12 protein-coding genes are annotated in these 12,797 nt (G+C 67.7%); 7 read left to right on the top strand and 5 right to left on the bottom strand.

Going from position 1 to position 12,797, the window contains the following annotated elements:
• Positions 1–101 precede the first annotated feature (101 nt).
• The 5 genes from ACWEFV_RS31755 (at position 102) to ACWEFV_RS31735 (ending at position 2,710) form a co-directional block, all read left to right on the top strand.
• Complete coding sequence (locus ACWEFV_RS31755; protein ID WP_085142305.1) at positions 102–359, top strand: hypothetical protein; 258 nt, start codon at positions 102–104, stop codon at positions 357–359.
• 46 nt (positions 360–405) lie between these two features.
• Positions 406–711: a hypothetical protein gene (locus ACWEFV_RS31750; RefSeq protein ID WP_214398624.1), complete on the top strand. Its 306-nt coding sequence runs from the start codon at positions 406–408 to the stop codon at positions 709–711.
• A 68-nt stretch (positions 712–779) separates the two neighbouring features.
• The gene (locus ACWEFV_RS31745; protein WP_214398625.1) at positions 780–1,031 is read left to right on the top strand and encodes a hypothetical protein; all 252 of its coding nucleotides are present in this window, start codon (positions 780–782) and stop codon (positions 1,029–1,031) included.
• Between the two features lie 389 nt (positions 1,032–1,420).
• Positions 1,421–1,771 (top strand): hypothetical protein, encoded by a 351-nt coding sequence (locus ACWEFV_RS31740; RefSeq protein WP_064917868.1) that lies wholly within the window; start codon positions 1,421–1,423, stop codon positions 1,769–1,771.
• Positions 1,772–2,152: 381 nt separating this feature from the next.
• The gene (locus tag ACWEFV_RS31735; RefSeq protein ID WP_214398626.1) at positions 2,153–2,710 is read left to right on the top strand and encodes a hypothetical protein; all 558 of its coding nucleotides are present in this window, start codon (positions 2,153–2,155) and stop codon (positions 2,708–2,710) included.
• Positions 2,711–2,905: 195 nt separating this feature from the next.
• Here the strand turns inward: ACWEFV_RS31735 and ACWEFV_RS31730 are convergent, their stop codons facing one another.
• A complete protein-coding gene (locus ACWEFV_RS31730) occupies positions 2,906–3,442 on the bottom strand; it encodes a hypothetical protein (RefSeq protein ID WP_372451610.1) in 537 nt (178 codons plus the stop codon).
• A gap of 115 nt (positions 3,443–3,557) precedes the next feature.
• A complete protein-coding gene (locus tag ACWEFV_RS31725; protein ID WP_214398627.1) occupies positions 3,558–4,019 on the bottom strand; it encodes a hypothetical protein in 462 nt (153 codons plus the stop codon).
• Positions 4,020–4,261: 242 nt separating this feature from the next.
• On the opposite strand from ACWEFV_RS31725, the gene mobF reads away from it, so the two are divergent.
• On the top strand, positions 4,262–10,045 hold the full coding sequence (gene mobF, locus ACWEFV_RS31720) for a MobF family relaxase (RefSeq protein ID WP_214398628.1): 5,784 nt from the start codon (positions 4,262–4,264) through the stop codon (positions 10,043–10,045).
• Positions 10,046–10,285: 240 nt separating this feature from the next.
• A complete protein-coding gene (locus ACWEFV_RS31715) occupies positions 10,286–10,990 on the top strand; it encodes a DUF6338 family protein (RefSeq protein ID WP_214398629.1) in 705 nt (234 codons plus the stop codon).
• Between the two features lie 206 nt (positions 10,991–11,196).
• Here the strand turns inward: ACWEFV_RS31715 and ACWEFV_RS31710 are convergent, their stop codons facing one another.
• The 3 genes from ACWEFV_RS31710 to ACWEFV_RS31700 form a co-directional block, all read right to left on the bottom strand.
• Positions 11,197–11,469, bottom strand: a complete 273-nt coding sequence (locus ACWEFV_RS31710) for a hypothetical protein (protein WP_214398630.1) — start codon at positions 11,467–11,469, stop codon at positions 11,197–11,199.
• 280 nt (positions 11,470–11,749) lie between these two features.
• Positions 11,750–12,307 (bottom strand): Imm61 family immunity protein, encoded by a 558-nt coding sequence (locus ACWEFV_RS31705; RefSeq protein WP_214398631.1) that lies wholly within the window; start codon positions 12,305–12,307, stop codon positions 11,750–11,752.
• A gap of 76 nt (positions 12,308–12,383) precedes the next feature.
• Entirely contained in the window at positions 12,384–12,794 is a 411-nt protein-coding gene (locus tag ACWEFV_RS31700) for a hypothetical protein (protein WP_450073083.1), read from the bottom strand.
• Positions 12,795–12,797 lie beyond the last annotated feature (3 nt).

Below are 12,797 nucleotides of genomic sequence, written 5' to 3'. Positions count from 1 at the left end.
ACCACCGCGCGCTCTTCGGGGATTGACCGCGCCACCCTGCCGGTCCCCCTGACACACACGCCAACCGGCGCAACCACTCACGACCAGAACGGAGACAAACCATGTCGAAAACCATCGTCGAAACCGACACCCAGACCTGGCACGTCACCGGCGCCCACACCTGCGGCGTCCTGCACTGCCACCACGACGCCGACATCATCGCCGACACCGTCGAGCACGAACGGTTCTGCGTCGACCACACCGACCTCGCCGCACTCATTCCCCAGCACCACCCGCACTTCGGCGGCTGGTACCGCATCACCGCCAGCACCGCCCCCATCCCCGGGCACGGCGTCATCTTCACCGTCCACCCGCTCTGACCCACCCCGTCACCGATCACACCAAACCTCAAGAAAGGCACCACCAATGGACATCGACTTCGCCCTCGCATGGAACTTCGTCGACCCCACGGACTACGACCGGCCCCGCCAGCTGCGATTCCGCCACGAGAACCAGGCGGCCTCCGGTGCCATCACCGGTCAACTCATCGCCGTCATCGCCGCCGCCTCCCGCGCTGACCACGGCGACACCCTGCCCATCAGCCGCCCCGACGTCTCCTACGACGACATCGCCGCCGCCCTCGATGGCTGGCAGCACTGGGCACGCCGCAGCGACAACACCATCGACCTCGACCTCATCCGCCAGCGCATCCACAACGCCGGCCTCGACTAACCAACCATCCCCGGCCCGCGCCGACCCCAACCCGGCGCGGGCCCACCACACCGAAACGGAGAAACACCATGTCCCCCACCGAACGCCAGCTCGCCATCACGACCCACCAGATGGCTCTCGACGAAGCCCTCGACACTGCGCTCACCGCGCTCTACCGAGCCGCTCGATCCATCACAGTGCTCACCCACAAGACCATCAACGACAGCGCCTACGTCGAAGGGCCCCAAGGCGCCGACGTCGCCAGCTTCATCAACGACAGCCTGCGCAACGTCCGCGCCGCCTACGCGATCGCACACACCATCCGCGAAAACAACATCTAGCCATCGAGCCCGGCCGGGCCCTCCCCGCGAGGTGCCTGGTCGGGCTCTTCTTTTGATCCGGCGGTTGTGGTGGCGGCCGGCGCACTAGGTGCGACCGCCGAATAGCCCGCCTGCGGCGGGCTTTCGAGTTGGCAGCCCACTCACCTTTTTGCCGTCAGCAGGGGCGCGCAGCCTAATCGGCCGGGGGCCCGACCTGTCAACCCACGCCCGGGCTGGTGTCCGCCGGCCGAGTGACCGTTTCGGCCCTATCAGCTCGCTGCCGCTCGCGGGCCGAAACCCCGGCTACCACCATCCCGCGCTCTTCGGGGTTGACAGCCCACCCTCAGCCGATCGACCGCACCCCAGCGCTGACCGGCGCAACCAGTCACCACACCGAACGGAGCACAACCATGACCACACAGATCCCCACCACCGTGTACCTCAACACCGCGCTCCTGAGCACCCTCGGCTTCAACCGCCACGCCCCTGCCCAGCTGCACCCCGTCATCCACTTCCACATGCCGGTACCCGAGAACACCCGACCGGGACGCACCGCCGTCATGGCCGCCCTCGAAACCATCTTCGAAGAACTCAACATCGATGAGCCCACCACGATGTGGGCCCAGCAATATCACCTCACCGGACACCGCAGTCTCTCCGTCGGCGACGTCGTCCAGATCGGTCAGACCGCATGGGCGTGCGCCAGCAGCGGATGGAACCCCATCCCCGCCGACCAACTCGCCGCCGCGATCGCGAATTAACGCCCACCGAGCCCGGCCGGCCCCGCATGGGGTTGGCCGGGCTCTTTTTGTCTTCCGGTGTGCTCGTGGCGGCGCACTAGGTGCGTCCGCCAGATAGCCCGCCTCCGGCGGGCTTTTGGGTTGGGTGCCTGCTCACCTTCTTTTGCCTGTCAGCGTGGCTCAGTCTGACCGGCCGGGGCCCGTCACGGTCAACCCACGCGCGAGCTGGTGTCCGCCGGCCGAGTGACCGTTTCGGCCCTATCAAGCTCGCTGCCGCTCGCGGGCCGAAACCCCGGCTCCCACCACCGCGCGCTCTTCGGGGATTGACCGCGCCACCCTGCCGGTCCCCCTGACACACACGCCAACCGGCGCAACCACTCACGACCAGAACGGAGAACAACCATGTCGCACACCTACCGGCTCGCCGCCCAACTCCAAGCACTCGCAATCGACAACGTCGAACTCCGGGCCTTCGGCACCCACCGCATCGCCAGCCCCCAGGCCGGCCTCATCACCACCGCCCGCCATCGCCTGCGCGACGGCCAGCACGACGTGCTCATCGTCGCCCGCGACGACGCCACCCACGTGCTCGCATCCGCGGTCGCCTCCACCCCACTCGACGGCGGCATCATCGACTCTCACATCGCGCAGTTCCGCAGCGGTGGACTGCTCTGGAAGCGGGCCATCACGCCGCCCGCGCACTGGTGGCAGCGCAGCACCGCCGACGCCGGCCAGCCCGCCGCGGCGCCGCGCAACCGCATCGGGTTCACCGCCGCCGGGTCCGCCGAGTACTTCCTCAACCACGACTGGGTCGCCGGTCGCGACCCGCACAACACGCACTGGTCGCTGAGCTCCTGGACGCCCGCACGCGGGCTGCACGTGTTGCTCGCCAACGTCGACATCGACGCCGCCACACGGCACGCCGTCACCGTCGAGACCCAGGCGGCAAGTGTTGCTTGACGATTCGTCTCAACGTTCCGGGCCCGGCTCGCCACTCGGGTCGGGCCCGGAACCATCACATGCCGCGGCCCCGCGGCCGTCGCGCGCAGATGTCGACCGTTGTCGATGTTCGACTTCCGGGCCGGTGGCGGGCTGCGCGCCGCGGCTCCGCCAGGCCTTCGGCCGGCGTCTCGCCTGCGCCGCGCGCCCGGGGTCTCACCACAGCGTCGGTTCGGGTGATCCCAGTAGCGCGGCCGCGACCGCTTCCGCGTCCCAGCCGTGCCGCACCGCTTCGCGCAGCGCTACCGCGCGCGCTCGCCGGTCGGCCACGCCATGCTCGCCGCGGCGAACTATCGTTCTGCCGCCGCCTCGCCGGGACCGGCCCATCATCTGCATGTTGTCTCGCTGCGAACCGGTCACCAGATGCAACAGGCCGACCTCACCAGGCGTGCTCACCCGCACGCACACCGGGTTGTCACAGCCGTGCAGTGCCCGTTCCCATGGTTCGAGTGGCACTCCTGGCCGCGCTGCGGCCAAAGCGTAGCGGTTGCCTCGCAGCATGATCCGGTCGCCGCCGTCACGGCGCACCCAAAATCTCGGGTAGCCATCGCCGCCGATCGCGCCGGTCCAGATGGCGCAATCTTCGGGGCCCGGGCCGCGCACGATCTCCGATTCGAACCGCTCCAATTCGTCGGCGTGAATCGTCGGATTCACCACCAGGCGTAGTGGTTGCGAAACCCCCACGGCGGTCACGGTCTCCTGTCACCATAACGCGCCGGCCGAAACCCGGTTCGTCCCGAACCGCGTCCAGCCGCGCGAAACCGACTTGTGCGCCCACCATTGTGAGGGTCACCACCGACATGTGCGGTCAACCGGCAGCGCGGACCGCGAAGCCGCTCGTCTCGTCCGCGTCGGCCTGCGGCCTCGCGTCCTCGACCGGCGCCGCATCGGTCTTGTCGTCCTGCTGCGCCGGCGGGGCCGGCTCCGCGGCCGGCTCGACCGCCAACTTGATCAGCTCGCGCACCATCTTTTCGCCGACGCCGGCCATGCGCGCGATCTCGCGGACACTTTCGCCGCGGTCCTGCATCGCCTTCAGTGCCACACCGCACGCGGTGCGCTCTTCGTCGCGGCGCCGCGCTGCGCGCACCTTCAGCTCCTCGACCCTTTCGGCCAGCCAGTCGTCGACGTCGTCGACGCGTTGCTTGGCCGTAAAGAACCTCGCCAGATCCTCGACGTTCGCCTTCTGTCGCCGCGCCTGCTCTTCTTGCGCCGCAGCTGCCGCCTCGCGAGCCGCCTTACGTGCCGCTTTCGAAACTCGACTGTTCGCCATGCCGCCCACCATGCCCCCCGCTTACCCCTTATGCCGCACCCAAACTCAACTTCCTTCCCTCGCCGCCCATCGCTTCCATCGCCTCCCTGCCGCCCCTGGCCACACCAGCCCTGCCGCCTTTCCCAACAACCTCCACCCCACTACCGCACATCACACCTCTTGCATTCAGGTCACAAATTGATAACGGCTGTCGTATAACTCCCCGGCCGGCCTTTGGCTCGGACCCGGGTGATGACGCGGTGATGGGCTTGCACAAACTCAGCGCGGGCGACGGGTATATGTACCTGATTCGCCAGGTCGCCGCGTCCGACGACACCCACCGCGGCAAATCCAGCCTGGCCGACTACTACAGCGAAAAAGGCGAAACCCCCGGTCGCTGGATGGGCAGCGGCCTGCCCGGCCTCGGTGAACCCGCAGGCCGCGACGCCACCGATCCGATGGTCGCCGAACTGTGGTCAGTGCCCGAAGGCTCCGAGGTCACCGAAGACCAGATGAAGGCCCTCTTCGGGGAAGGCCTGCACCCCAACGCCGACCGAATTACCGAGCGGCTCACCGGATTCGGACTCGGCCACAACGGCGCCATCGCCGCCGCGCGTTTGGGCCGGCCGTTCCGCGTCAACAAGACCGACAACGAATGGATGCGCCGCCTGCGCGAGGGCTACGCGGACTTCAACACCACCCTCGGCCGCGACCGCCTGGCCTCCCTCGAACCCGAGGAACGCGCCCGCATCAAAACAGCGATCGCCCGTGAAATGTTCGCCGAGCAGTACGGCCGCCCACCGGCCGACGAGCGAGAACTGACCGGCTTCATCGCCCGCAAATCCCGCGCCCAAACCCAAGCCGTCGCCGGATACGACCTGACATTCACCCCGGTCAAATCGGTGTCGGTGCTGTGGGCCGTTGCGCCCCGGGAAATCTCGGAAACCATCCTCGCCGCCCACCACCAAGCCGTCGCCGACGCCCTCGCATTCCTGGAGGAACACGCAGCGTTTTCCCGTATGGGAGCCAACGGAATCGCCCAGGTCGACACCACCGGATTCATCGCCGCCGCGTTCGATCACCGAGACTCCCGCGCCGGAGATCCCAACCTGCACACCCACGTCGCGATCAGCAACAAGGTGCGGGTCATCGGGCCTGACGGAATCCCGCGCTGGCTGGCACTGGACGGCGACCCTCTGCACAAAGCCGCCGTCGCCGCCTCCGAGCTCTACAACACCCGACTCGAGGCTCATCTCATGGCCGCACTCGGTGTGCAGTTCGCCGAAACCCGCGCCAAGAACGACAAGCGGCCGGTGCGTGAAATCGACGGAATCCCGGTCGAACTCATCGAACGCTGGTCAGCCCGGCGCGCCGCGATCGAGAACCGTGTCGCGGACCTGGCGAAGGCCTTCCAGGCCGAGCATGGCCGTGAACCCAGCGCCGTCGAAATGCTCGCGCTGTCTCAGCAGGCCACCCTCGACACCCGGCAGGCCAAACACGAGCCGCGCAGCCTTGGCGAGCAGCGCCAGACGTGGCGAACCGAGGCCATCGAAGTCATCGGCAGCCACCGCAAACTGGCCCGGCTGATCACCGATGTCACCCACCGTGCGCGGCCCCGCCGCCAGCCCGCCATCACTGCGGAATGGGTTGCCGATCAAGCCGAAGCCGTCATCAACCGGGTCTCGCACGACCGGGCCGAATGGGGCATCAACCACGTCCGGGCCGAGGCTCAACGGGTACTGCGGGGCACCGACCGCCACGGCGATCCCGAGATCCTCAACCGGATCGTCAAACACGCTCTCGACGCCTGCAGCATCACCATCACCAGCCACGCCGACACCGAGATGAACGAACCCGCGGTCCTGCGCCGCCGCGATGGCGTCTCGGTCTATACCCGACACGATTCGACCCGCTACACCAGCGAAGCCATCCGGGCCGCCGAACGCCGCATCCTGGCCGCCGCCGAACAACGTGGCGGCCGTGTCGCAGACGACAACAGCATCGGTTTGGCGATGCTCGAACAGCACGCCCAAAGCGGCTTGCAACTCAACGAAGCCCAGCAGGCACTGGTGCGCGGCATGGCCACCTCCGGGGCCCGGCTGCAACTGGCGCTTGCCCCCGCGGGCACCGGAAAGACCACCGCCATGTCCGTTCTCGCGTCCGCGTGGACCAACAGCGGCGGCAACGTCATCGGCCTGGCTCCAACCGCGGCGGCCGCCGAAGTCCTGGCCGAAGACGCCCACATCACCACCGACACCATGGCCAAATTCGTTCAGCTCGCCGCCCCCACCGATCACCCCGTGGCGGCCAACGACCCAGCACTCAAGTGGTTCAACACCATCGGTCCCGACACCCTGTTGATCGTCGACGAAGCGGGCATGGCCTCCACCTTCGACCTCGACGAAATGATCACCCACGCCCTTGCCCGCGGCGCCAGCGTGCGCCTCGTCGGCGACGATCAACAGCTGGCGTCGATCTCGGCCGGCGGCGTCATCACCGACCTCGCTTCGCGGCCGGAAACCCTCACTCTGTCTACGGTGGTGCGCTTCCGCGACCCCGCCCAAAGCGCAGCGAGCTTGGCCATCCGCGACGGCGATCCCGCCGGCATCGCCTACTACATCGACCACGGCCGCGTGCATGTCGGAGCCGACCAAACCGCCGCCGACATGGCCTACCAAGCGTGGGCTGACGACATCAAGGCAGGCCACCGCAGTGTCCTGTTGGCGCCCACCAACGATCTGGTCGCCGAACTCAACGAACGCGCCCGACTCGACCGGTTGCGCACTGCCAACGCCAAGCCGTCACGGACCGTCATCCTCGCCGACGGGCTGACCGCATCGGCCGGGGACTGGATCATCACTCGCAAGAATGCCCGGTGGCTGCGACTGCCCAACGGTGCCTGGATCAAGAACGGTCACCGCTACGAAATCCGCTCCGTGCACCGCGACGGATCGATCACCGTCGCGCGTTTGGGCGCCGACCGGCGGGCCAAGACGATCCGGCTGCCCGCCGACTACGTCACGGCCAACACCACCCTCGGCTACGCGTCCACGATCAACGCCGCCCAGGGCCTCACCGCCGGCACCCAGAAGATCAAAGGCACCTGCCATATCGTCGCCACCGATCACCTGACCCGCCAACAGCTCTACGTCGCCGGCACCCGGGCCCGCGACGAAAACCACTTCTACTTCTCGACATCCGAAGCCGACCCGCACCGCATCCTCGCGCCCAAGGCCACCCACCCACCGACCGCCGTCGACATCCTCTCGACGATCCTTCGCCGCGACGGCCGGCAAGTCTCGGCCAGCACCGCCGCGCAAGCCGAACTCGACCCGTTCACCCGACTGCACGGCGTGGCAAGCATGTACGCCGACGCCCTCACCGCGGCTGCCGAAGTGCTCGCCGGGCCCGCCACCATGGCCCGCATCGACCAGGCCGCCACCGCCATCGTCGGGGACATCACCGACGCCGAAGCCTGGCCCGTCCTGCGGCGCAACCTGGCCCTGCTCGCCCTCGACGGACACGACCCCGTCGCGGCCCTGCAGCACGCCGCGGCCAAGCCGCTGGGTGACACCGTCGACGTCGCCGCGGTGCTCGACTGGCGCCTGCCTACGCCCGAAGGTTCCGCGGCCGCCAACGTCGGGCCGCTGCGCTGGCTTCCGGCCATCCCGACCGCGGTCCAGCACAACCCGCAATGGGCCGAATACCTCGCGGGCCGAGCGCGACTCGTGACCGAGCTGGCCGATCAGATCCGAGATACCGCACGCGAGTGGACTGGAGCCACCGCGCCGGCCTGGGCGCGGCCACTGCTCAACGGCCAACCCCAGTTGATGGCCGAAATCGCGGTGTTCCGCGCCGCGCACGATGTCGATGCCGCCGACACCCGGATCACCGGCCGCGAGCAACACGCCAACCGCTCCGCGGCCTTCCAGAAGCTTCTGCACAGCCGCGTCGACGCCGCGGTCCTGCACAGCCAGGACAGCGTCTCGCGCTGGCGCACCATGGCCGCGATGGTCAACCCGCACATTCCCAACGACCCCTACTGGCCGCGGCTGGCCGCCCACATCGACGACGCGGCCCGCGCCGGCGCCGACGTCGCCGGAATGCTCGCCTCCGCGGCCGCTCAGGGTCCGCTGCCCGACGAGCTGCCCGCAGCGGCCCTGTGGTGGCGGCTGTCGGGCACTCTGGCCCCGCCGACGCTGGAACGCTCCAACCCTCGTCTGCGTCCGGACTGGACCCCCGTACTGCACCATCTGTTCGGCTCCGAGCTCGCCGAAACCGTCATCTCGGACCCGGCATGGCCCGGGCTCATCGCCGCCGTCACCGCATCCGACTGGCCACCGGCCGACCTCCTGGCGGCGGCCAGTGAACACCTGCGCGAGATCGCCGAAACCGAAGGCGGCCTTCGCCCCGATGAATACGCCCGGCTGCTCACCACCCGCATCGAACTGCTCACCCACGCCGCGACGATCGACGCCGACATTCCGCACCCCGCCGATTGGGTGGCCTCTGCCGGTAGCCAACTCGATCTGCTCGCCGAGCCTTCACCCGAAGAGGCCGGCTACGCCGAGGACGCGCCCCCGGATCCCGCCGACTACGCCTACGGCTACGCCGAAGACGACCTTGGCGACTGGGCGTTCGAGGATCTGCTGCCCTACCGGCCGGCACCCACACGGCCGGCCGACATCCTCGCGCTGCGCATCGCGCGCGATCGCGCGCGCGACCGGGTCCGCGAGCTGCAGCACGCCATCCTGCACACCGGTGGCGGGCCCGCCGAACAAGCCCTCGCCGTCGAGCTCGCCGAACTTGTCCGGCGCCGCGACGAGCAGCGGCCCTATGCCCACGCCTACAGCCATGCGCACGCCGACTGGGTTCGTGCCGAGCACACCAGCGAAACCCACCACCGCCTGCTCGCCACCATCGACGAGCAGATCACCGCTGCCCGACGCGGAGGCAAGGCCGATCTCGTCGCGGTCCTCACCGAACACCGCGCCGAACTCGACCGGCACACACCGGCGGTCGCGGCCGCGCTCGCCGATGCCGCCCACCAGCGCGACACCACTCAGGAGGCCTTGATGAACATCGCCGGCGGACCCTCAGGCGTAGTCACCGAGCACGACATTCAGCAGCGCCGCAGCGTCGCTATGCGGGCTGACGCCGAACAGCTGCGCCAAGCTCGCATCGAGGCCACCGACCTCGACAACCAACTCATGCGCGCCGAGCTCGCCGCTGCCCGCGTGTTCGGCACCCGGCCCGGCGTGGACTACGACCTGGCCGCTGACCTTCCCGCGCTGCGCCGCGAAGTCGACATGCTCGACGAGGCCGGTGTCCGCAGCCCCGCCGCCATGTACGCCACCCGCGACGCCGACCTCGATCTGCTCGACAAGCCCGCAGCCGCGGCGGTCACCGAGATCGCCGGCAGCGCTCAAACCGTCCAACCTCTCCACCTGGGCGCCAACGCCGACAAGTCCGCGGTCCTCGGCGCCCTGGCCACGACCGCACTACGCAATCAGCACCGCATCCTGGCCATCCCCGCCAGCGGGAATGCCGAAACCTATGCGGCACAACATCGCTACGCCGACACCACCGCCAACCCCGACCAAGCGATCGAGCGTCTCGACAACGGGCAATGGAAACTGCCCACCGGCACCCTGCTCGTCGTCGACGACGCCGACCAACTCGACCCCCGCCAGCTGCGCGCCCTCACCAAGGCTGCCGGCGACGCCAACGCCAAACTGCTCCTGGTCACCAACAGCACCGACAACCAGCGCGAAGCCAGTCTCACCGACATGCTCAACAACCAACTGCCCTGGTCACACCGGATCGCAGACCCGGCCGAGCGTCCCGCACGGACCGCGCTCGACCGGGTCGAACACCACCTCGCCAGCACCACCGCCGCCGGCGAGGCGGCGCAAGAGGCCAACGACCTACTGACTCGCCGCGACGAACTGGGCCGCGCCTACCACGACATCACCCACTACCGGGCCCGCGCCATCGACACCGACCGCGATCGCAGCCGCGGCACTGACGTCGGCCTTGACCTCTAATCGGTGCCCAGCAGCTGCAACTCCCAACGGACCATGTCGAGCGCCGTTGTCACCGCCGGGTCATCGGGATCCAAACCCTCATCGATCAACGCCAGCCGTTCCGCGAAGTCCATGACCGTTTAGACGTCGGACCAGCCAACATGGTTTCCCCCGGCGTGGTGACGGCGTCGTGCATCGCAGCTCGCCGAAGTGTGATGAGTTCCCGACGTGCCGCCACCCACCGGCCGTAAGGTTCGTCGAGTGATCTCGACGTTTCAAGCCTTGGCTATCGCGTTGATCGCTGTCTTGCCTGGAGCCGTCTACACCATCGCGAGAGAAAGCGGCGGCGCTAGCTGGGCATGGCGGCGGACCGATACCGGGGCGCTGGTGTTGCGCTTTTTGTGCGCGTCGGCGGTCTTCCACGCATTGCTGGCGCCGATCACCTATGGCGCCTATCAGCGATTAGTCAAGCCGGACGGTGCCGCCGACGCTGTTGAGGAGGGTCGCACTCTCAGCTGGTGGTGGTGGGTGGTCGTCCTCGTCTATCTGCTCGTGCCGTTCGCTGCCGGGGCGCTCACCGAGAGAGGCCGCAAATGGCGCGACTCGCCCAAACGGTGGAAAAAGGCTGTCAATTGGTTCGTGTCGCTATATGCCGGCAGTTCGCCCGAACCGAGGGCCTGGGACTGGTTCTTTGACAAGCACCAGTCCGGGATCATGCGGCTGAAGCTGGCAAACGATGAGTGGAAAGCTGGTTTGTGGGCTGACTCGTTCGCCAGCGGATACGGCGAAGATGGCGACCTCTACCTGGCCTATGAGTACCTGGTCGACGAGGACGGCATCTTGCTCACCGACGGAGACGGCAACTACCAGTCGGCCGGCGTCGGCCTCCTCGTGCGCTGGTCCGAAGTTCGCTATCTTGAGTTCAGCGAGTGGGACGGATCCAGCGCCGGATCGGCCGAGTCCTGAAAGGTGGCGCAGAAATGCCCGAACGCAGTCAACCAAGCGGCGGCTGGGAGAAGCGCGGCGGCTACGCGTCGGGGCCGAAGCCTCAAGGCAAGGCGCCGACACCCGCTGCCTTCACCAAGAAGCCTGCGAAAAGCACTCAAACAAACGCTAATTCGCGGCGTACGACGAGCTGACCCGGCGCTCAGAGCCACACTGGCACTAAGCCCCTAGCGCTGTAGGACAGCGATCAGGATCATCGCGTTGATGATGGCGATGATCAGGGCCGTCGCGGCCGCCGCGTCGTACTGCGTCATGACCGCTCGACGGTGGCTGTGGCAGCGCTTGAAGATGCCGTCGCGCCGACGTTGGCAGCGGGCAGTGCCGTCGTTGATCCAGGCCGAACATTGATAGGTCCACTCGAACGCTAGCGCGATCGGCAATGCGACGGCGATCACACCGAGGGCGACAAGCCAGGGCTTGTCGCTGACGATTATGGCCAAGAGGATCCATACAGCGAGGTCCGCGCCGGCAACCGACCATGTCTGGCGAGCGCTTCGTTCGGCCGCCGTCACGAGGCCGTTGGCGCCACCGGTTACTCGTCCGGTGACGCGTGTCCGAGAGGTGAGCGCCGGCGGTGTCGGCGCGTTCACCCGCCACGCCTGTGTGCCGTGTACAGGGCAAGCTGCTTTCGCCGCGGCACTCGTGTGACCCTTGACCGGTGCTGTGCACTTCCGCATAACTAATGCCTAGCAGCTCGCGGTGCGGTATCTGGCCCTCGAACTATGTGGATTTGGGTAGATCCGGTTGCGCATAGCTACCGTCCGGCGACAACAGCGGCCTGAAATTCTCATCGAGAAACGACCGCTTCAACGCCGCCAAACTCCAGCCGAGGAAATGCGACAGCGGCACTAACGCCAGCAGGCCGACCTCCGAGCGGGGAACCGCCGCAACCGGACCCCGACCGCTAGCCGTCAGAATCTGGTAGGCCGGGTTCGTATCGTCGGGCTCATACCCAGTGGCTAGTGATTCTCTGTCCCAAGGGAGTTCGACAAACGGCAGGTCGACCTCAGCGCGGATATCGTCACCAAACACTCCGAACAAGAAGCGCTCGAGAACCTTCATCTCCGCTACGAACAGCACCAACCGCTCATCACCCAGTTCATCGACTTCGACGAGCTCCACACGACCCACCGCCGGCCGCCGGATCACGTATCGAATCGGCGCGCCGACCTCCGACCTGAGCTCGACAATGCCGGCCTCGTCGTCGCGGCGATGAACGAAGCCGGCCGTCCGGGCCCACCCCAAGCAATCAGGGCTGAGAGCTGGCGCACCGGTCACGGTGGCCCACGGTAGCGGTCGGACCGCCGTTCTTCGTCGCCCTGGACAGCTGCCGTCCGCGACGGCCGCGGTTTCGTCAGGACATCGGCGACGGCAAATCCGGCATATCCTCGTCCGTACGCCAGTTCCATACCGGCAGTCCGGCGATCAGCGAGGTATCGTCGCCGTCCACATCACCAGCAGGACGGTCGATGAACGCGGCGATCGCCGGAGCGGTGTCGGTGAAAATCAAGGACGCCATCGGGGCCGCGCTGCCGTTATACGACAACATTTTGCGGAACGAGCGCTCCTCGTTGAGCGCGGTGTTGAGCAGAGTGTTATCTGGGGTCAGATTCTGATGTTCACTGTTGTTCCCGCTGAGGCGAGTTGGCCTGGCTTGGCGTGATGGGTAACAGGCTGGGCTGCCGGTGTTTCCGGTTAGGGGTTGGTTGGTGCGGTCTGGCTGGCGCGATGGTTCGGGAGCCCGTCGCTTCGTCGCCGCCATCATGGC

This window comes from Mycobacterium sp. NPDC004974, from assembly GCF_053600815.1.
This window is presented reverse-complemented; position numbering and strand designations above follow the sequence as displayed.